Source organism: Vibrio profundi, from assembly GCF_043642225.1.
Taxonomy (GTDB): domain Bacteria; phylum Pseudomonadota; class Gammaproteobacteria; order Enterobacterales; family Vibrionaceae; genus Vibrio; species Vibrio profundi_A.
Map to the genome: position 1 here is coordinate 237,627 of NZ_JBHZSF010000005.1, position 21,022 is coordinate 258,648.

Sequence of the window (21,022 nt, forward strand, 5' to 3'; positions counted from 1 at the left end):
ACATGCTCAGTCAACTAAGGGACATAGTTGAACAAGTATCTAGAGTAGAAGATGTACACACGGCATTAGATATTTTAGTAAAAGAGACATGTAGCGCGATGCAAACAGAGTGTTGCACTGTGTATTTAGCCAATGATGAAATGGAACGCCTTGAGTTAATGGCGACTCAAGGCTTAACTTTTCAGGGCGATAGCATTCATATTGGATTTCATGAAGGCTTAGTTGGTTTAGTTAAACGTAGTGCTGAGCCTATTAATCTCGCCGAAGTATCCAAGCACCCTAGTTTTAAGTTCTTCCCTGAATTGGGGGAAGATATATATCACTCCTTTTTAGGTACTCCTATTATTCACCGTAAGCAGGTGCTAGGGGTGCTAGTCATTCAGCAAAAATCCCCTCGTCTGTTTAGTGAAATGGAAGAATCTTTCCTTGTCACTCTTGCTGCCCAGCTTGCTGTTATCGTGGCACATGCCCAAACTCAAGGACATTGGCTTCTAGAGCAGCAGGAGATGCCTGCCACAAAAGGTATTGCGGCTTCTTCCGGCGTGGCTATTGGTGATCTATGGTGGGACAACACTCAACCTGAACTGACTGATATATATCCGGCATCCACTTTAGATATAGATCGAGAACATGAGTTGTTAGCGGTAGCAATCGAAAATGCTCTGAATGATTTCCGACGGATGCGCAAAAGATTAGACAGTGACATCAATAAAGATGCGCTTGCTATCTTCGACTTATTTACCCATTTACTGAACGATCCTATGTTGCGTAATGATCTTAAAGCGCAAATTCAAAAAGGAGATCGTGCAGATTGGGCGCTTAGACAAGTTGTGGAAACGTATTCCAACCGATTCGCACGTATGTCAGACGTGTACCTACGTGAACGTGCACAAGATGTTCGCGAATTAGGGCAGCGGCTACTGTATTTCTTACACAATACAGAACAAGAAGTCCGCTCCATTGATAAGCCTATTATTTTAGTTGTCCGCGAATTAACAGCGTCAGTGTTAGCGTCGATACCCAAAGAAAAACTGCTCGCTGTGATCTCATTGGAGGGTGCCGCCAATTCACACGCGGCTATCTTGTCTAGAGCGCTTGGTATCCCTGCTGTCATGGGGCTGACTCTTAACCTTGAGCATGTGAATGGACGCCCAGCGATTATTGATGGTTACAGCGGTGAAGTCTTTATTGATCCTAGTGAGAACTTACTGAGTCAATACGGTGAGTTGGTCCTCGAAGAAACAGAGCTTTCTTCAATGGTGAATAAGGAACTATTTCAGCCAGCTGTTACTGAAGATGGTCATCGGATTGAAGTCATGCTCAATGCCGGTTTGAGCGCGGATAACAACATTGCGATCAACCAAGGTGTGGATGGCGTTGGATTATATCGAACCGAAATTTCTTTTTTACTTCAGCACCGTTTTCCTTCGGAAGATGAGCAAGTTAAATTGTACCGCTCGGTGCTCAGTACTTACTCTAAAAAACAAGTGGTGATGCGAACCCTTGATGTGGGAGGGGACAAAGCGTTGCCGTATTTACCGATTGAAGAGGATAATCCTTTTCTCGGATGGCGTGGTATTCGCTTTACACTTGATCATCCAGACATCTTCATCGTTCAGCTCCGAGCTATGTTAAGGGCCAGTTGTGAGCATGATAACCTCAGCATATTGCTCCCTATGATTTCGGGCTCTCAAGAGTTGGACGATGCCATTGAGTTAATTGAGCAAGCTTATGCTGAAGTCAGTTTGATTGATGATCGCGTTCGCATGCCGCGTATCGGTATTATGATCGAAGTCCCTTCTATGTTGTATTTGCTGCCATTGATCGCGAGTAAAGTCGACTTTGTATCCGTTGGGACGAATGACTTAACGCAATATTTACTAGCGGTTGATCGGAACAATTCTCGAGTGGCGAGTGTCTATGAATCGATGCATCCAGCAGTGATCATGGCGCTGAAACAAATTTTTGATACGTGTGAACAACATTCGCTGCCGGTTTGTATTTGTGGTGAACTGGCGGGTGATCCGATAGGCGCGCTGTTGTTAGTTGGGCTAGGTTACCGATCATTAAGTATGAACACCTCAAATGTCGCTCGGATTAAATATTTAGTTCGCCAATCGACACAAGAAGATTTACAAAAGCTTGCTCAGAATGCTTTAACTCAGCCGTATGGCAGCGCAATCTATAGTATGATGCTCGATTATCTCGACGAGCGTGGCTTTTCTGGGTTTATACGAGCTGGTAAAAAATAGGAAACAATGTGGACTTCGAATTAATCAGCCTGCTGTTTATGCTAGGCGCGGTCGTAGGCGTATTAGCTGGGTTGTTAGGGATTGGTGGTGGTCTACTCATTGTTCCAGCGTTACTCTTCTTATTGCCTAAAGCTGGCATATCAGCAGATATAGCCATGCAAATGGCACTTGCTACCTCACTTTCCACCATTATTGTTACTTCCGGGTCTTCAGCGCTGAATCACCTGAAACTTGGGAATGTGGATTTATTTGTGGTGAAGTGGCTGATGCCTGGGGTGGTTATCGGTGGTTTTCTCGGCACCTTTATCGCAGACGCTATTCCTGCCCAATACTTGCCCAAAGTTTTTGGTTGTATCGTGCTGATGTTATCGATTCAAATGCTAGTGTCGATTAAGCGAGTATCGCAGAAACCAATGCCAAGTTCTGCTGTCACAATGTTGTGTGGTAGTGGTATCGGTGTAATATCGAGTTTGGCTGGAATTGGTGGGGGCTCTTTGTCTGTGCCTTTCTTAAATCATCATGGTTTAGAAATGCGTAAAGCTGTGGGTTCTTCATCGGTGTGCGGTAGCGTAATCGCTGTGTCTGGTATGATTGGCTTTATTTGGCATGGAAGTACAGTCGGTCATCTCCCAGAATATAGTATCGGCTATGTATATCTACCTGCGCTTTTGGCTATTTCATGTGCGTCAGTGCTTACCACTAAAGTTGGGGCTAGAATGGCGACCCAACTTCCTACTTCGATTTTGAAAAAAATCTTCGCTGTATTTTTAGTTTTTATTGCCGGCACAATGTTGCTGTAAGTTTATTTTTATAGAGAGCAAACTATGTCTTCGGGTTTGATTGAATTTCCCAATATTGATCCAGTTCTAATTGAATTAGGGCCTATTTCTGTTCGTTGGTACGGCTTGATGTACCTTGTTGGGTTTATGTTTGCTTTATGGCTCGCAAACCGTCGTGCAGATAAACCAAACAGTGGCTGGACACGTGAACAGGTATCAGACTTATTGTTCGCGGGCTTTCTAGGTGTAGTGCTTGGTGGTCGTGTTGGCTACGTGCTGTTTTACAACTTTGACCTTTTCCTAGCCGATCCACTTTACCTATTTAAGGTATGGACTGGCGGCATGTCTTTCCACGGTGGTTTGCTTGGTGTTATTACCGCAATGTTCTGGTATGCGAAAAAGAATGGTCGCACTTTCTTCGGCGTCGCAGACATGATTGCACCATTGGTACCATTTGGTTTAGGTATGGGGCGTCTAGGTAACTTCATGAACAGTGAACTTTGGGGACGCGTTACCGATGCGCCTTGGGGGATAGTGTTCCCGAATGGTGGTCCTTTGCCTCGTCACCCTTCTCAACTGTATGAAATGGCACTTGAAGGGATCGTTCTGTTCTTCATTCTAAATTGGTTTATTAAGAAGCCACGTCCTCTTGGTTCTGTCTCTGGACTTTTCCTTGCGGGTTACGGAACCTTCCGTTTCCTAGTAGAATACGTGCGCGAACCTGATGCTCACTTAGGCCTATTTGGCGGATTTATCTCAATGGGACAAATCCTGTCGCTGCCAATGGTCATCATTGGTGTCTTGATGATGGTGTGGGCATACAAGCGCGGTCACTACAAAGATGAACAACCACAACAAACGAAGTAAGGAATTGGTGTGAAACAGTATTTAGAACTCTGTCAGCGTATCGTTGATGAAGGTACTTGGATTGAAAATGAGCGGACTGGCAAACGTTGCCTAACGGTTATCAATGCTGACCTCACTTACGATGTAGCAAACAACCAATTCCCTTTAGTTACAACTCGTAAAAGCTTTTGGAAAGCTGCAGTGGCGGAACTGCTTGGTTACATTCGCGGTTATGATAATGCAGAAGACTTTCGAAAGCTCGGCACCAAAACGTGGGATGCGAATGCAAACCTGAATGAAGCTTGGCTAAATAATTCATACCGAAAGGGTGAAGATGATATGGGCCGAGTTTATGGTGTTCAAGGTCGAGCTTGGGCGAAGCCTGATGGTGGTCATATCGATCAGCTGCGTAAAATTGTTGATGATTTGACTCGCGGTGTCGATGACCGCGGTGAAATCCTAAACTTCTATAACCCTGGTGAATTCCACATGGGGTGTTTGCGCCCATGTATGTATAGTCACCACTTTTCCCTACTTGGTGATACGCTTCACCTGAACAGCACCCAGCGTTCTTGTGATGTACCCCTAGGCCTGAACTTCAACATGGTTCAGGTTTACGTATTCCTAGCGATTATGGCGCAAATCACAGGCAAGAAACCGGGCGTGGCGTATCACAAGCTAGTGAATGCTCACATCTACGAAGACCAGCTTGCGCCAATGCGTGATATCCAGTTAAAGCGTGAACCTCTAGATGCTGCGACATTCCATATCAACCCAGAAATTAAGTCTCTGGAAGATTTGGAAACTTGGGTAACACTCGATGACTTCTGGGTTGAAGGGTACGAGTGCCACGACGCAATTAAGTATCCATTCTCAGTATAAAGACCAAAGCGTTAATGAAAGCCAACCTAATTAGGTTGGCTTTTTTTTCGCTGAGGTTAATGGCAGCATATATATTTAGCAGAGAAGCTGATTAACGAAGGTGTCTCATACTGGTTACGAATGTGATTAGTCGTATTGGTTGGCATTCTATGACTTGTTCTAGCTAGGTTGACTCCTAGTCCTGGATTGTATTTGCACGAGAGGTTCGCCAATTGATGGGGTAGGGTTTTAGTTGGACGAGGTTAATGTTCGATCGTTATTAACTATTGAGTGCCCATTAAAGAGCTTTTGAATTGCTCATACCGACGCTGAAGGGGTGAAGTTATATAGTTCGACAGCACTCATAAAGCCAGTGCCATTTTGGTTAGATACAAAAAATCCCCGCTCAATGAGCAGGGATTTGGAAATTAAACTGATATTTAATTAAGCGGTTAGCGCTAGGATAGTACCAGGCATCACAACGAATACTGCGACTAGGTAACCTGCAACTACTGCTTTGTTCTTCACAGCCATGTCTGAGATGAAGTCAGCACCTTTCACAGGTAGTTCGCGTAAAAACGGAATACCGTAGATGAATACTGTCGCCATAATGTTGAAGACTAAGTGAACCAAAGCGATTTGCAGAGCAAATACTGCGAACTCACCTGATACCGCTGTTGCAGCTAGAAGAGCAGTAATACAAGTACCGATGTTTGCACCTAAAGTGAATGGATATACATCACGTACTTTTAGAACACCTGTACCTACTAGTGGAACCATCAAGCTAGTTGTTGTTGATGATGACTGAACTAGTACCGTTACGATAGAACCTGAAGCGATACCGTGTAATGGACCACGACCGATAGCGTTCTTTAGGATTTCACGTGCACGACCAACCATTAGGCTCTTCATTAGTTTACCCATCACAGTGATGGCAACAAAGATAGTCGCGATACCAAGTACGATAAGCATTACACCACCCATGGTGTCGCCAAATGTAGCTAGAGGCTCTTTAATCGCGCTTACCACTGGTTTAGTGATTGGCTTAATGAAGTTAAGGCCTTTAATGCTCATATCACCAGTAGCTAGCATTGGAGAAACTAACCAATGTGAAATCTTCTCTAAAATACCAAACATCATTTCGAGAGGGAGGAAGATAGCAACCGCTAGTAAGTTAAAGAAGTCGTGAATCGTTGCACTTGCAAACGCACGCTTGAATTCATCTTTACAGCGAACGTGACCAAGGCTTACTAAAGTGTTGGTTACTGTTGTACCGATATTCGCACCCATGATCATAGGTATCGCTAATTCAACAGGTAAACCACCAGCCACAAGGCCAACGATAATAGAAGTTACTGTACTTGATGATTGGATAAGAGCTGTTGCCACTAAGCCGATCATTAAGCCAGCTACAGGGTGAGAAGCAAATTCGAATAGCACTTTTGCTTGTTCGCCTGTCGCCCATTTAAAGCCTGTACCTACCATAGAAACTGCAAGAAGTAGTAGGTAAAGCATGAATGCCAAGTTAGCCCAGCGTAGCCAGCGAGTTGTGCTCGAAATTGGCGCTGCTGCAGTAGTAGCTTGGTTCATAATGTATTCTCCGTGGACCGTGTAAGTCTGTGTTTGGTCTGTTAGTTAATCTGAGCGTGATGTTAGAGGGGAAATATTTCAGTAATATTACACTTCTGTGTAACACTGACTATTTTGTGATTAATCGGAGATAAGTTATCTGATGGGTAAATGATGTTTGTTTAAATTGTTGTTTTTAAAGTGGTTAAACTTATGTCTGTATTTTAGTGGACAAAAAATAATTTCAATTTTTTTGCTGATTTTAGTTTTAATATGACATTGTGAAATGTAAATTTTCGCTTTTTTCGATGTTATTACTATTAATTGTAGATTTTCCCGATAGGTTTGAGCCTGAATGACATATTTGATATAAAGCCTGTAATACTTTAATGAGAAGAACGCGATGTCCCATTTAAACTATAACCACTTGTATTATTTTTGGATGGTATGCAAGCAAGGCTCTGTCACCAAAGCTGCAGATGCTCTCTTTTTAACACCACAAACGGTGACGGGGCAGATCAAAGCTCTTGAAGAACGAATGGATGGTAAGTTAACTAAGCGTAATGGTCGTAGTGTCGAACCGACTGAGCTAGGGCAACTCGTATTTAAGTATGCGGACCGTATGTTTGGCTTGAGTTATGAAATGCTCGATATTGTCAATTACAGCCAACACTCGAATATTCTTTTCGATGTAGGTGTCGCTGACGCTCTCTCTAAACGTTTGGTCAGTAAGATTCTTATGTCTACCGTTCCTGAAGATAATAGTATTCATTTACGTTGCTTCGAATCGACGCATGAAATGTTACTCGAGCAGTTGTCTCAGCATAAACTCGATATGATCCTGTCTGATTGCCCTGTGGACTCAGGGAAAATACCGGGCTTATTTAGTAAGAAGCTTGGTGAAAGTGGCATGAGCTTTTTCTGCTCTGGAAATGTGGATGATGCGAGTTTCCCCGCTATCTTGGAGCAGAGGAAGTTACTAATCCCTGGAAGTAGAACTTCAATGGGACGCAAGGTTTTACAGTGGTTCGATAGACAAGGTATTCAGCCTAATATTTTAGGGGAGTTTGATGATGCAGCTTTAATGAAGGCATTTGCTCGCTATCATCATGATGTGGTTTTCTTAGCTCCCACTTTATACATGTCTGAAGTCGCTGATGATACGTCGCTTCGACTAGTCGGCCATATAGAAGAGTTAAAAGAAGAGTATTACGTTATTTTTGCGGAAAGAATGATTCAGCATCCAGCCGTAAAAAACGTTTGCGATGCAGACTTTAGCCAATTGTTTGAATGAGATCTTTTATCATTGATAACAAATCGATTACTATCAGGGAAAAGAATCCTAAATAGTAAAGATATTTAATATTGCTATATGCTTCGCTTGTTGGGATAAGTGGTAATAAAAGGGGGCGCCATCAAATGAACTTAAAAGAAATGGAACAAAACTCAGCTCAAGCCGTAGTTTTGTTGAAAGCGATGGCAAATGAGAGACGCTTGCAGATTCTATGTTTATTGCACAATACCGAACTTTCAGTCGGAGAATTGTGTGGAATGCTAGAGTTGAGTCAATCAGCGTTATCACAACATTTAGCTTGGTTACGTCGAGATGGACTTGTCGAAACCAGAAAGGAAGCACAAACGGTTTACTACACACTGAGTAGTGATGAAGTTAAGGCAATGATTGAGCTATTACATGGATTGTATTGTAAATAGTTAAGGGAGCTGCTTACTCTATGTGGGCAGTTAACTTTTTACATAAAATTTAGATATAAAAAAACCGGCCAAGGCCGGTTTTTTTGTTCACTGTGTAATCGCGACTCTATTAAAGAGCTTTGATTGCTGCAGCGAAACGAGACTTATGACGAGCAGCTTTATTCTTATGAATAAGGCCTTTAGTCGCCATACGGTCTAGAAGTGGTGTAACTTCTACAAGAGCAGCAGTTGCAGCTTCTTTATTGCCAGCTTCGATAGCTGCAATAGTTTTTTTCATGTAAGTGCGCATCATAGAACGACGGCTAGCGTTGTGCTGGCGACGTTTCTCAGCTTGGATAGCGCGCTTCTTAGCAGATTTACTGTTTGCCAAGGGTCTAACTCCCAAAAACTTAGTTCGGTGACAATTTAAGGGCGAGGACTATCCCTCATTAGCGCTTAATTGTCAAATGATTTGTGCAAAAACCCACCTAAACCAAACAAACTTTGGATTGGAGAGTCATCACGGTTAAGATGGCGGGGATTCTAACAGCATTTTTAGACCAATGCTAATAAATATGATTGCCAAAGATGGATCGTATGATCTTATTGGTAACTCATCAACCAGCGTCAGAGGTTTTTGTGAGTAAGCGACTCTTAAAGTCAGGGATGATAGTCAGTGCAATGACTTTTGTTTCTCGTGTGTTAGGGCTAGTGCGCGACGTCGTCGTGGCTAATCTTATGGGGGCAGGAGCAAGTGCCGATGTTTTTTTCTTTGCCAATAAAATTCCTAATTTTTTACGTCGGCTATTCGCCGAAGGGGCGTTTTCTCAAGCATTTGTTCCGGTATTGACTGAATATCACGCGCAAGGTGATAAGGATAAGACCAGAGAGTTAATCGCGCGCGCGTCGGGTACATTGGGTGTGTTAGTTTCTATTGTTACTCTATTCGGGGTTATCGGCTCTGGAGTGATCACTGCGCTGTTCGGTGCAGGTTGGTTCATTGATTGGTTAAATGATGGACCATCGGCGGGCAAATTTGAGCTCGCCAGTTTGATGCTCAAGATTACCTTCCCTTATTTGTGGTTCATTACCTTTGTCGCACTCTCTGGGGCAATTTTAAATACGCTAGGTAAATTTGCGGTCTCGTCATTCACTCCGGTGTTTTTGAACGTGATGATCATCGGCTCTGCTTGGTTTATTGCTCCTAACTTGGATCAGCCAGAAATCGGTTTAGCGATTGGTGTGTTCCTTGGCGGCTTGGTTCAATTCTTATTTCAACTGCCTTTTCTTATTAAAGAAGGAATGTTGGTTAAGCCTAAGTGGGGTTGGAGAGACCCTGGTGTCGTCAAAATTCGCACCTTGATGATCCCGGCGTTATTTGGTGTGTCGGTTAGCCAGATCAATTTATTGTTCGATACCTTTATAGCGAGCTTCTTAGCTACGGGTTCTATTAGTTGGTTGTATTACTCAGACCGATTGCTTGAATTCCCGCTGGGTCTATTCGGTATTGCGATTGCGACTGTTATCTTGCCTGCTTTATCTCGCAAGCACGTTGATGCTCAAGGGGAAGGGTTTGCCCATACCATGGACTGGGGCGTTCGCATGGTGCTGTTATTAGGTATTCCAGCAATGCTAGGTTTGATTGTATTAGCTAAACCTATGCTGATGGTGCTCTTCATGCGTGGTGAGTTTTCTCCACACGATGTACAACAAGCATCGATGTCATTAGTGGCTTATGCCTCGGGCTTGCTTAACTTTATGCTGATTAAAGTACTCGCTCCGGGTTATTACTCGCGCCAAGATACCAAAACACCGGTGAAGTACGGCATTATTGCGATGGTCACTAACATGGTGTTTAACGCTATCTTTGCTTATTTCTATGGTTACGTTGGTTTAGCGATAGCGACGGCTTTATCTGCTTTTGTAAATATGGCACTACTTTATCGCGGTTTGCATATTGCCGGCGTGTACCACTTAACGAAAACTACTTTGATGTTCTGCGTGAAGCTAATCATTGCTGGTGGAGTGATGGTGGGGACGATTTTATGGCAGCTCGAAAGTATGGAACAGTGGCTGACTTGGAGTTTTAGTCATCGAGCAATGATGCTGACTGGATTGATTGGTTTAGGCGCGGTTGCGTATGTCTTTACTGTGTTAGCACTTGGTGTCCGTGTAAAACATTTAAAAGCAGCGACAGATTAATACTGATTAGTATATAATCCGTCGGTTTCACACAATAAATGATGAAAATTACAGATTTTAGCTGGTAACAATGGAACTGATCCGAGGCATTCACAATATAAAAGCGCAGCATAATGGCTGTGTATTGACCATAGGCAACTTTGATGGCGTTCATTTAGGGCACCAAGAAGTACTGAGCCAAGTGTCCCATCAAGCAGAGCAATTAAGCTTGCCCTCTGTGGTGATGACATTTGAACCTCAGCCAATGGAATTATTTGCGAAAGACAAAGCTCCGGCTCGTTTAACACGCTTGCGTGATAAGTTTGTACAACTTAGCAAACTGGATATCGACCGTTTATTGTGTGTGAATTTCAATGCGCATTTTGCAAGCTTAACTGCTGAAGCGTTTATTGAAGAGTTATTGGTCAAGAAGCTAGGAGTAAAGTTCTTAGTGGTTGGCGATGATTTTTGCTTTGGCAAAGGTCGTACCGGTGACTTTTCAATGCTTCAACAGGCTGGTAAAAAATATGGTTTTGAAGTGGTTAGCACGCAAAGCTTTTGCTTGAATCAGTTAAGAGTAAGCAGCACTGAAATTCGAAATGCACTAGCTAAAGATGAATTAGCATCTAGTGCCAAAATGTTAGGGCGTGATTACAGCATTAGTGGCCGTGTTTCTCATGGTCGTAAATTAGGGAGAACCATAGGTTTCCCTACAGCGAATATCCCCTTAAAACGTTGTGTTTCACCTGTTTCAGGCGTTTATGTTGTCCAAGTGTTGGATTTAGACGGCTGTGAAGTCGGCGGTGTGGCGAATATCGGCCAACGTCCGACGGTAAATGGTGTCAGACAACAGTTAGAAGTGCACTTTTTTGACTTTAAAGCCAACTTATATGGTAAACAGTTAGAAGTGATACTTTTACATAAGTTGCGCGACGAAAAGAAATTTGAATCGTTCGACGCACTTAAGAGTCAAATAGAATTGGATGCTGAAGCAGCAAGGGTGTGGCTGCGTCAGCTAAAGAATTAATCGGATGATTCCACCGATTAACATAATGTCTAACTTCGCCCAATATAACGGAATTAAGAATCGATGAGTGATTATAAAGATACCCTGAACTTACCTGAAACAGGGTTTCCAATGCGCGGTAATCTGGCCAATCGTGAGCCAGAAATGCTTAAGCGTTGGTACAAAGAAGATCTTTACGGCGAAATCCGTAAAGCCAAGAAAGGTAAAAAATCTTTCGTATTACACGATGGCCCTCCGTATGCCAACGGTGATATTCACATTGGTCACGCGCTAAACAAGATTCTTAAAGACATTATTATTAAATCTAAAACCCTTTCTGGTTTTGATGCTCCGTACATTCCTGGTTGGGACTGTCACGGCCTTCCTATCGAATTGATGGTAGAGAAGAAGAAAGGCAAGCCGGGTCAGAAGATTTCTGCTTCTGAATTCCGCGAAGAATGTCGTAAGTACGCTGCAGGCCAAGTTGAAGGTCAAAAAGAGAGCTTCAAACGTCTTGGTATCATGGGCGAGTGGGACAAACCTTACCGCACTATGGATTTCGGCACAGAAGCGAACATCATTCGTTCTTTAGGCAAAATCGCAGACAAAGGTCACCTACTTAAAGGTTTCAAACCTGTTCACTGGTGTACTGACTGTGGTTCTGCTCTGGCTGAAGCTGAAGTTGAATACAAAGATAAAGTATCTCCATCTATCGATGTGAAATTCACAGCGGCTGATGAAGCAGCATTACTAGAGAAATTCACTCTAGCTGAAGGTCACGCTGGTGAAGGTGATATTTCAATTGTTATCTGGACAACAACACCTTGGACTCTGCCTGCAAACCGCGCAGTATGTCTACGTGATGACCTTGAATACGTATTGATCCAAGTTGAAGCGAATGGCGACCAGCCGGCTCAACGTATCGTTGTTGCTTCTGAACTAGCAAAAGACGTAATGGATCGTGCGGGTATCGAGCACTTCCATAACCTAGGTTTTGCAACTGGTGCTGATCTGGAGCTTTCTCAGTTCAACCACCCGTTCTATGACTTCACCGTCCCTGCGATCCTTGGCGATCACGTTACGACTGACTCAGGTACTGGTGTGGTTCACACTGCACCTGGTCACGGTCAAGAGGATTTCGTGGTTGGTAAGAAGTACAACCTAGAAATCGCTAACCCAGTAGGTTCTAACGGCGTTTACCTGCCTGATACTGAGCTATTTGCTGGTCAGCACGTATTTAAAGCGAACGACTCTGTTTTAGAAGTTCTAAAAGAGAAAGGTGCACTGCTGCATCACCACGCTTACGAGCACAGCTACCCACACTGTTGGAGACACAAAACTCCAATCATCTTCCGTGCAACACCACAGTGGTTCATCTCTATGGATCAAGCTGGCCTGCGTGCAAAAGCACTAGAGTCAACGAAGAGTGTTGAGTGGATGCCTGAGTGGGGTCAAAGCCGTATCGAAGGTATGATCGAAGGTCGTCCTGAGTGGTGTATCTCACGTCAACGTACTTGGGGTGTGCCAATTGCTCTGTTCGTTCATAAAGAAACGTCAGAACTTCACCCAGATAGCTCTGAGCTAATCGAAAAAGTAGCGAAGCTAGTTGAAGAGAAAGGCATTCAAGCTTGGTGGGATGTAGACGCAGCAGACCTAATGGGCGCTGAAGACGCAGACAAGTACGAAAAAGTGCTAGATACGCTAGACGTATGGTTCGATTCAGGCGTTACGCACTTCTCTGTTGTTGATTCTCGTGAAGAGTACAACGGTAACAGTGCAGATCTTTACCTTGAAGGTTCTGACCAACACCGTGGTTGGTTCCAGTCTTCTCTAATTTCATCTATCGCGATGAAAGATGAAGCACCATACAAGCAAGTGCTAACGCACGGTTTCGTAGTAGATGGTAACGGCCGTAAGATGTCTAAATCTATCGGTAACGTTGTTGCTCCTAAAGACGTAACCAACAAACTAGGCGCGGATATCCTACGTCTATGGGTTGCTTCTACGGACTACACGGGCGAAGTAGCGGTTTCTGATGAAATCCTGAAGCGTTCTGCTGATGCTTACCGTCGTATTCGTAACACTGCTCGTTTCTTCCTAGCGAACCTAAGCGGTTTCAACCCTGAAACTGACCTAGTGCCTGCTGAAGAGATGGTTGCACTTGATCGCTGGGCTGTTGGCTGTGCTCAAGCTGCACAAGAAGAGATCGTGAAAGCATACGGCGAGTACAACACTCACGGTGTAACTCAGCGTCTAATGCAGTTCTGTTCTATCGAAATGGGTTCTTTCTACCTAGACGTAATCAAAGACCGTCAGTACACAGCAAAACAGGGCAGCCATGCTCAACGTAGCTGTCAGACTGCGCTTTACTACATCGTAGAAGCTCTAGTTCGTTGGATGGCACCTATCATGTCGTTCACAGCAGATGAAATCTGGAACGAGATGCCTGGTCAACGTGACAAGTTCGTGTTTACTGGCGAGTGGTTCGAAGGTCTATTCGGTCTGGTTGAAGGCGAAGAGCTAAACAACGAATTCTGGGCTGAAATCCAAACCGTTCGTGGTGCAGTGAATAAGCTTCTTGAAGACGCACGTAAAGAGAAAACAATCGGTGGTGCACTGCAAGCTGAAGTAACTCTGTACGCTGACGACGCACTAGCGGCTAAGATCAACAAGTTAGAAGATGAGCTACGATTCGTACTTATCACTTCTGCTGCGGTTATTAAGCCACTGAGCGAGAAGTCTGATGCGGCTCAAGCGACAGACGTTGAAGGTCTATTCGTTGAAGTTGCGGCAACAGAAGCAGAGAAGTGTGACCGTTGTTGGCACCACACACCAGACGTAGGCACAATTGAAGGACACGAGAAGATCTGTGGCCGTTGTGTATCAAACGTTGATGGTGAAGGTGAAGTTCGTAAATTCGCATAAGATAGGATTGCAATGAGTCAGACATTTTCTCTTAAGCAATCTGGGGTTCGCTGGCTGTGGCTAGCGTTCCTTATCTTTGTTGCAGATATCGGAATTAAGCTCTTTGTTATGGATAACATGGGTTATGGTTGGGCGAACCGAATAGAGGTTTTGCCATTTTTTAACCTACTTTATGTTCATAACTATGGAGCGGCTTTTAGCTTTTTAAGTGATCAAGCTGGTTGGCAGCGTTGGTTATTTTCAGGTATCGCCTTTGTGGTCACCGGTATGTTGACGTACTGGATGAGCAAACTGCCTGCTACCGAAAAGTGGAATAATATTGCTTATGCACTCATAATTGGTGGCGCAATAGGCAATGTTTTTGATCGCGTTGTGCATGGCTTTGTCGTTGATTACCTTGATTTCTTCTGGGGTGATTACCATTGGCCTGCTTTCAACCTTGCAGATTCTGCTATTTGTATCGGTGCTGCGATGATCATTCTTGACGGCTTCCGAAAAAAAGATGAAAGCAAGTAGTTACGATATTTATTGAATAAAACCCTAAGCGCTGTCCGTTGATTCGGGTGGCGCTTTTTGTTAGAAAGACCTTAATCCCTTATTGATGGAAGCAATAACGTGACAATAATAAAAAATGATTCAGCGGTAACCTTACATTTTACAATTAAAATGAAAGACGGTTCGGTTGCCGATAGTACTCAAAGTATGGGTAAACCAGCTAAGTTCATCATGGGTGACGGTAGCTTGAGTGAAAATTTCGAACAATGTTTACTAGGTCTAGAAGCAGGTACTCAAAAGTCGATTGAATTGAAAGCTCAAGACGCCTTTGGTATGCCTAACCCTGACCACATTCATCATATGGACAGAGCGAAATTTGTTGGTGATGCAGAAGTTGAAGTCGGCACTATCATGGCATTCAGTGGCCCTGATGGCGCAGAAATTCCGGGTATTATTACTGATATCGCAGGGGACTCTGTGACGGTGGATTTCAATCACCCATTAGCAGGGCAAGACGTCACGTTTGATGTCGATATTCTAGCGGTCGAGTGATCTCGCTAGACAGATTAAAATTAGTTATTAAAACTCCATAAGAATTATTTTTAGCTCATGAGCAACGAAATGAAAATACTGTTAGCAAACCCTCGCGGTTTTTGTGCTGGTGTTGATCGCGCGATCAGCATCGTCGAACGTGCATTAGAAATGTACCAGCCACCTATTTATGTACGTCATGAAGTGGTACATAACCGTTTTGTCGTAGAAGGGTTAAAGCAGCGTGGTGCGATTTTCGTTGAAGAACTGCATGAAGTACCTGATGACAACATAGTGATCTTTTCTGCACACGGTGTATCGCAGGCGGTTCGCAAAGAAGCCAAAGAACGTGAGCTTACTGTCTTTGATGCGACTTGCCCATTGGTAACTAAAGTTCATATGGAAGTGGCTCGCGCAAGCCGTAAAAATATGGAAGTGGTTTTGATCGGTCACGCTGGTCACCCTGAAGTTGAAGGCACGATGGGCCAATATGCGAGCCAGACCGGGGGAATGTATTTAGTTGAGAAGCCAGAAGATGTTCATAAGTTAAAGGTGAATGATCCTAGCAATCTTCATTACGTTAGCCAAACCACTCTGTCAGTGGATGAAACCGCTGATGTGATTGAAGAACTACGCCGCGTGTTCCCAGAAATCCAAGGCCCTCGTAAAGACGATATCTGTTACGCGACACAAAACCGTCAAGATGCGGTGCGTGAGATGGCTAATGATGTGGATGTAGTGATTGTTGTCGGTTCTAAGAACTCTTCTAACTCTACTCGCTTAAAAGAACTAGCAGAGAAGCTTGGGACTCCAGGTTACCTAACGGATTGCCCTGAAGACATTCAAACAGAATGGGTTGAAGGTAAGAAGAAAGTTGGTGTAACAGCGGGAGCTTCTGCCCCAGAAGAGCTAGTCAATCAAATCTTAGATCGTATTCGCGAGCTAGGCGCTACTGATGTTGAAGAAATTCAAGGTCGTGAAGAGAATATGTTCTTTGAAGTACCACGCGAGCTACAGATTAAACAAGTCGACTAATCACTAGCGATCGATTCGTAAATAGTAAAAAGCCAACGTTGATGCGTTGGCTTTTTTGAACCTGCTAACAACATAGAATTGGCAGTGCGCGTATTACTGAATTCCAAGTTGTTCTTTTAAAGCTTTGAGGTAGCGACGACTTACAGGCACTTCAAAGCCAGTAAGCGTGACGATCTCTGCTAATCCATTTTCTAATAATTTAATCTCTTGTATCGACTTTATATTGATTAGGTATTGTCGATGACAGCGAATAAGGTCGGTTTTTTCTTCCAAAATTTTCAGAGTCAATTGTGAAGTCGCTGTCAATGATGGGCTGCGAACATGCACACCACTAATATCGGAATAAGCACATTCTACGGTTTGGCTGGCCATGATGACGATACGATTATGCCCAATGCAAGGTATCTGCTCGAGATGACTAGGAGCAATGGAATCGATGTTTTGCTTAGGAGTTACTTGGCTTTGCTTGGTGACTTTCATGAGCCTAGAAACGCTCTTCTTAAGCCGGCACGGTTCAACAGGCTTGAGCAGGTAATCAAAGGCGTTGTCTTCGAAAGCTTGGATGGCATATTGGTCGTAGGCCGTTACAAACACCACGTAAGGCATAGTGTCAGGGTCGAGCATGCTTAGGAGTTCGATACCAGTCACTTGAGGCATTTGTATATCAAGGAAGACTACATCCGGCTTTAAGAGATTGATCTGTTTTAGCCCTTCAATGGCGTTGTTCGCTTGACCAACTATTTGGACATCTCCAGTTTCCATAAGGAGCTCAATCAGCTCTTCTCGGGCAAAGAGTTCGTCATCTATTACTAGTGCTTTTAACATTGTTCGACCTTGATGTACTGCCTATCCATGTTTGTCTCTGTTTCACTATAGTTGTTTATCGAGAGGGATAATAAAGCTCATTCGCGTAAATTGCTGCGGCTGAGATTCTATTTTTAGTGCCGAATCTTGGCCAAAGAAGTTGGTAAGTCTCTTATTTACAATTTCCATCCCTAAACCAGAGTGCTCTTTCGTTGGTTCCTGATAGCTGCCAGCATTATCTTCAACGCTGATCGTAAAAGTACCGTTAGAACACTGGCTGTAAATTCTTACCTTTCCACCTTCGAGCATGTTGGAAATACCGTGTTTAATCGCATTCTCGACTAAAGGTTGCAGGGTAAAGCTAGGAAGTTCAGCTTCATACAACTGTGAATCGATGTCCCATTCCACTTCCAACCTATCTGTGAAGCGTGCTTTTTCTATGGTTAGGTAAGCATTGACATGAGCCAACTCATCTTTAAGTTTCACGGTATTAATATTCTGTTTTAGGTTGCTTCTAAAGAAGTGAGACAAGTGTTGAATGAGCGAGCGAGCTTTATCTGGATCTCTCCGTGTGACTGCACTGATGGTGTTAAGCGCATTAAACAGAAAGTGTGGATTCACTTGTGCGTGCAGCAGCTTGATTTCAGCCTGAGTGAGTAACGTTTGTTGCTGCTGATAGTTGCTGAATAATATTTGGCTGGATAGCAGTTGGGCAATACCTTCCGCCATCGACATATTGATCGTTGAGAATAGCTTCAGTTTAGGCTCGTAAAGCTTAATAGTTCCGACGACTTCATTGCCCGCCCTTAATGGAATAATCAGCGCAGAGCCAAGTTTACAGTCAGGAGAAAGTGAGCATTGGTATGGGTTCTCTTTACCATCTAAGTAGATGATGTCATTTTTCTCCATCGAAGTGAGGGTACTTTGCGAAGAAATAGGAGTATTAGGGTTATGGTGTTCATCGCCTATTCCTACAAAGGCGAGGATTTTTTCTCGGTCAGTAATTGCCACTGCACCCACGTTGGTCTCTTCATAGATAATTCGGACAATCTTCTGGGCGTTTTTTGAGTTAAAACCGCCATGCAGAATGCCCACAGAACGTTCTGCAATGGTTAACGCTCGGCGTGAAAAGGTGGCTGAGTACTTCTCGAAGATGGTCTTTCTATCTTGAATGATGCTCATAAACAGCGCCGCGCCAACTGAGTTAGCAATGATCATCGGAGCCGCAATATCAGAAACGAGTGCATACGCTTGATCGAACGGTTTGGCGACGATCAGGAGAATCAACATTTGGATGATTTCGGCAAACAGAGTGATAGAGAACACCACCATCGGGTTAAACAATTGGCTTGCTTTGTTTTTTCGGACTAAATAGACGTGCAGCAAGCCTCCGATAAGCCCTTCAGCTGTGGTTGATATTGCGCAGGCAAGATCGGTAAAACCACCCAGCGAATAACGGTGAATACCGCCTGTAAAGCCAACAGCGAAGCCGACAACTGGGCCGCCAAATAGGCCTCCCATGACGGCACCCATTGCACGAGTATTGGCGATGGCATCATTGATCTGCAATCCGAAATAGGTGCCCATAATGCAGAACAGTGAAAATAGTATGTAGCAGCTAACTTTGTGGCTCAGGCGAGAGGAAATACTCAACAAGGGAAGGATTAGCGGCGTCTTACTTAGCATGTAAGCTAATACTAGGTAGACACAAGTTTGTTGAAGCAGAGAGAGTATTAATTCCATAGATTCACCTATTGAGACACTTGTTTAGTGTAATTCGCATTCGAGTTCGTTGATAGGTTGTTCTACCTCTAGATAAGCAAAGCCCATCAATAAAGATGGGCTTTGGTCTTATCTTCCATAGCTTACCGAAGTAAGTGTTGGTACAAGCGAAGTTGTGTTGGCTTACTCTTTCTTTGAAGAGTTACGCGGTTTTTGTAACCGCTTTGGTTTCTTTTTTGTCTGAGTCATCAGCTAAATCGATATCGCCTTTTCCTTTAGAAATCTTAATCACATAAGCTGCGATGGCGAATGCACCCGATACACCAATGATGGTTGATAGTTGCATTGGAAGGCCGAAGCCTAATTGACTATTGTTCAAGATGAACGTAATACATACTGAAGTCATAAAGATAGCTGGAACTGTGGTGACCCAGTGAAGCTTGTTATGACGAAGTAAGTACGCCGAAGCCGTCCACAGCATCATTACCGCTGTTGATTGGTTAGCAAAACCGAAGTAGCGCCAGATGATACCGAAGTCTACTTGAGTAAGGATGCCACCAATAACAAACAGTGGTAGAGCCATTAGCAGGCGGTTACGCAGTGTTTTCTGTTCCATGTTGAAGTATTCAGCAAGGATAAGGCGGCTTGAGCGGAATGCTGTATCACCAGAAGTGATTGGCAGGATAACCACACCTAGGAAAGCCAAGATGCCACCGAATACGCCGAGTAGGCCAAATGAAGCGCTGTAAACGACGTTACCAGGGCCACCATTTGCTACTGCGTCAGCAAGTGAATCTACTGAACCGAAGAATGATAGAGCAAGCGCACACCAGATAAGAGCGATGATGCCTTCACCGATCATTGCACCGTAGAATACGAAGCGACCGTTCTTCTCGTTTTCCATACAACGCGCCATTAGAGGAGATTGAGTGGCGTGGAAACCAGAGATAGCACCACAAGCGATAGTGATGAATAGAGCAGGCCATAGTGGTAGGTCATTTGGATTCATATTGGTGAACATGTCGCTCATCTCGAAACCGCCCATGATTTGGTGCTCACTAGAGAAACCAATCGCAGTAATCAGTCCAACAGACATGAAGATCAACAGTGCACCAAAGAGTGGGTAGAAACGGCCGATAATTTTATCGACAGGAACAACCGTCGCGATGATGTAGTAGGCAAAAATAATCACGACCATTGTTGTCATCGACATGGTGAAGTCGGTTTGGTCATTCACAAGGTTGGTGATCATGCCGGCAGGTGCAGAAACGAATACCACCCCAACAAGTAGCAACAGAATAATGGCAAAGATATTCATAAAGTGTTTTGCGCCATTACCTAGGTAGCGACCTGTGATGGTTGGAACGGAAGCGCCGCCATTACGGATAGATAACATACCAGAGAAGTAGTCGTGTACCGCACCAGCAAAGATACAACCTAGCACGATCCAAAGCATCGCAGCAGGGCCGTAAAGGGCACCCATGATAGGGCCAAAAATTGGGCCAACACCAGCAATGTTAAGCAATTGAACTAAGTAAACCTTTGGAGTCGACATTGGCACATAGTCAACGCCGTCTTTTTTAGTGTGAGCTGGAGTTTGACGCTTTTCGTTAATACCGAAAACTTTTTCGATGAATGCGCCATATAGAAAGTAGCCACCAATGAGAGCCGCTACGCAAGTTAGAAACCACATCATAACCTGTTATCCCTGAATTAAATGAGTAAGTCAGGATGCATACTAGAATAGAGTGATAGAAGCTTCATTCGCTTCAGGTGTCAGTGGTTAAATAGCGAATTAAGTGGTTTTTATCTGGATTAAGTGGTTTTAAGTTCCAGTGAACGGCTAAGCTGAAAAGGTTAGTGGTTATTTAGGTATTTTAATGGCAACCTACTTATGTTGATAATTTAAGGGACTGAAATGAAAAGAATAACATCGGCTTTTCTGGTACTTGTGGCGTTGTCTGGCTGTAGTGCAAGCGTTCAGGATTTAGCAGAGCAGGGGGATTGGCTAGAGATCGGTTATCGCGACGGGATTAAAGGCCACACGCAGCGTTCTTATAACGAAATGATGGAATTGGGCAGTGTTGATCAGGTTAGCTATGACACTGGTTACCAGAAAGGTGTAGAGGAATACTGCAACCCAGATCATGCCTACCAGATTGGCTTGTCTGGTCAATATTATGAAGGGGTTTGTTCTGGCTTTGCGGATGCGCAGAAATTCCGTATGGAATGGAAACGTGGTTGGGATGAACATAGTAATTAATCCTCCCGCACTTTAAACCCAGTGAATGAGCTTCATACTACGTCAAAGATGAAGCTCATTT

18 protein-coding genes are annotated in these 21,022 nt (G+C 43.9%); 13 read left to right on the forward strand and 5 right to left on the reverse strand.

Annotated features, from left to right (window positions below):
- Positions 1-2 precede the first annotated feature (2 nt).
- The 4 genes from ptsP to ACHUFI_RS10835 are packed head-to-tail and all read left to right on the forward strand — an operon-like array spanning position 3 to position 4,759.
- Entirely contained in the window at positions 3-2,252 is a 2,250-nt protein-coding gene (ptsP, locus tag ACHUFI_RS10820; protein ID WP_394248993.1) for a phosphoenolpyruvate--protein phosphotransferase, read from the forward strand.
- Between the two features lie 8 nt (positions 2,253-2,260).
- Positions 2,261-3,052, forward strand: coding sequence for a sulfite exporter TauE/SafE family protein (locus ACHUFI_RS10825; RefSeq protein WP_394248995.1), 792 nt, complete (start codon positions 2,261-2,263; stop codon positions 3,050-3,052).
- Positions 3,053-3,076: 24 nt separating this feature from the next.
- Positions 3,077-3,898 (forward strand): prolipoprotein diacylglyceryl transferase, encoded by an 822-nt coding sequence (gene lgt / locus ACHUFI_RS10830; RefSeq protein ID WP_394248997.1) that lies wholly within the window; start codon positions 3,077-3,079, stop codon positions 3,896-3,898.
- A 9-nt stretch (positions 3,899-3,907) separates the two neighbouring features.
- Complete coding sequence (locus ACHUFI_RS10835) at positions 3,908-4,759, forward strand: thymidylate synthase (RefSeq protein ID WP_394248999.1); 852 nt, start codon at positions 3,908-3,910, stop codon at positions 4,757-4,759.
- Between the two features lie 423 nt (positions 4,760-5,182).
- On the opposite strand, the gene ACHUFI_RS10840 is transcribed toward ACHUFI_RS10835, so the two are convergent.
- Positions 5,183-6,328 carry a Na/Pi symporter gene (locus tag ACHUFI_RS10840; RefSeq protein ID WP_394249001.1) on the reverse strand — a complete coding sequence of 382 codons (1,146 nt, stop codon included), beginning with the start codon at positions 6,326-6,328 and terminating at the stop codon, positions 5,183-5,185.
- Between the two features lie 382 nt (positions 6,329-6,710).
- Between ACHUFI_RS10840 and nhaR the strand changes: the two genes are divergently transcribed.
- Positions 6,711-7,601 (forward strand): transcriptional activator NhaR, encoded by an 891-nt coding sequence (nhaR, locus tag ACHUFI_RS10845; protein ID WP_394249003.1) that lies wholly within the window; start codon positions 6,711-6,713, stop codon positions 7,599-7,601.
- A 125-nt stretch (positions 7,602-7,726) separates the two neighbouring features.
- Positions 7,727-8,020, forward strand: coding sequence for an ArsR/SmtB family transcription factor (locus ACHUFI_RS10850; protein WP_394249005.1), 294 nt, complete (start codon positions 7,727-7,729; stop codon positions 8,018-8,020).
- A 109-nt stretch (positions 8,021-8,129) separates the two neighbouring features.
- Here the strand turns inward: ACHUFI_RS10850 and rpsT are convergent, their stop codons facing one another.
- On the reverse strand, positions 8,130-8,390 hold the full coding sequence (gene rpsT / locus ACHUFI_RS10855; protein ID WP_012603273.1) for a 30S ribosomal protein S20: 261 nt from the start codon (positions 8,388-8,390) through the stop codon (positions 8,130-8,132).
- 248 nt (positions 8,391-8,638) lie between these two features.
- Here rpsT and murJ point away from each other — a divergent pair, with 248 nt between their 5' ends.
- The 6 genes from murJ (at position 8,639) to ispH (ending at position 16,172) form a co-directional block, all read left to right on the forward strand.
- On the forward strand, positions 8,639-10,201 hold the full coding sequence (murJ, locus tag ACHUFI_RS10860) for a murein biosynthesis integral membrane protein MurJ (protein WP_394249074.1): 1,563 nt from the start codon (positions 8,639-8,641) through the stop codon (positions 10,199-10,201).
- 70 nt (positions 10,202-10,271) lie between these two features.
- Positions 10,272-11,207: a bifunctional riboflavin kinase/FAD synthetase gene (ribF, locus tag ACHUFI_RS10865; RefSeq protein WP_394249008.1), complete on the forward strand. Its 936-nt coding sequence runs from the start codon at positions 10,272-10,274 to the stop codon at positions 11,205-11,207.
- 63 nt (positions 11,208-11,270) lie between these two features.
- Positions 11,271-14,111 carry an isoleucine--tRNA ligase gene (ileS, locus tag ACHUFI_RS10870; RefSeq protein ID WP_394249010.1) on the forward strand — a complete coding sequence of 947 codons (2,841 nt, stop codon included), beginning with the start codon at positions 11,271-11,273 and terminating at the stop codon, positions 14,109-14,111.
- Between the two features lie 12 nt (positions 14,112-14,123).
- Positions 14,124-14,627 (forward strand): signal peptidase II, encoded by a 504-nt coding sequence (lspA, locus tag ACHUFI_RS10875; RefSeq protein WP_394249012.1) that lies wholly within the window; start codon positions 14,124-14,126, stop codon positions 14,625-14,627.
- A 99-nt stretch (positions 14,628-14,726) separates the two neighbouring features.
- The gene (gene fkpB / locus ACHUFI_RS10880) at positions 14,727-15,158 is read left to right on the forward strand and encodes an FKBP-type peptidyl-prolyl cis-trans isomerase (protein WP_394249014.1); all 432 of its coding nucleotides are present in this window, start codon (positions 14,727-14,729) and stop codon (positions 15,156-15,158) included.
- Positions 15,159-15,215: 57 nt separating this feature from the next.
- Positions 15,216-16,172 (forward strand): 4-hydroxy-3-methylbut-2-enyl diphosphate reductase, encoded by a 957-nt coding sequence (gene ispH, locus ACHUFI_RS10885; RefSeq protein WP_394249016.1) that lies wholly within the window; start codon positions 15,216-15,218, stop codon positions 16,170-16,172.
- 93 nt (positions 16,173-16,265) lie between these two features.
- On the opposite strand, the gene btsR is transcribed toward ispH, so the two are convergent.
- The 3 genes from btsR to ACHUFI_RS10900 form a co-directional block, all read right to left on the reverse strand.
- Positions 16,266-16,997: a two-component system response regulator BtsR gene (btsR, locus tag ACHUFI_RS10890; protein WP_394249018.1), complete on the reverse strand. Its 732-nt coding sequence runs from the start codon at positions 16,995-16,997 to the stop codon at positions 16,266-16,268.
- 45 nt (positions 16,998-17,042) lie between these two features.
- Positions 17,043-18,719 (reverse strand): LytS/YhcK type 5TM receptor domain-containing protein, encoded by a 1,677-nt coding sequence (locus ACHUFI_RS10895; protein WP_394249020.1) that lies wholly within the window; start codon positions 18,717-18,719, stop codon positions 17,043-17,045.
- Between the two features lie 181 nt (positions 18,720-18,900).
- Complete coding sequence (locus ACHUFI_RS10900; RefSeq protein WP_394249022.1) at positions 18,901-20,394, reverse strand: carbon starvation CstA family protein; 1,494 nt, start codon at positions 20,392-20,394, stop codon at positions 18,901-18,903.
- Positions 20,395-20,616: 222 nt separating this feature from the next.
- Here ACHUFI_RS10900 and ACHUFI_RS10905 point away from each other — a divergent pair, with 222 nt between their 5' ends.
- Positions 20,617-20,961, forward strand: a complete 345-nt coding sequence (locus ACHUFI_RS10905; protein WP_394249024.1) for a DUF2799 domain-containing protein — start codon at positions 20,617-20,619, stop codon at positions 20,959-20,961.
- Positions 20,962-21,022 lie beyond the last annotated feature (61 nt).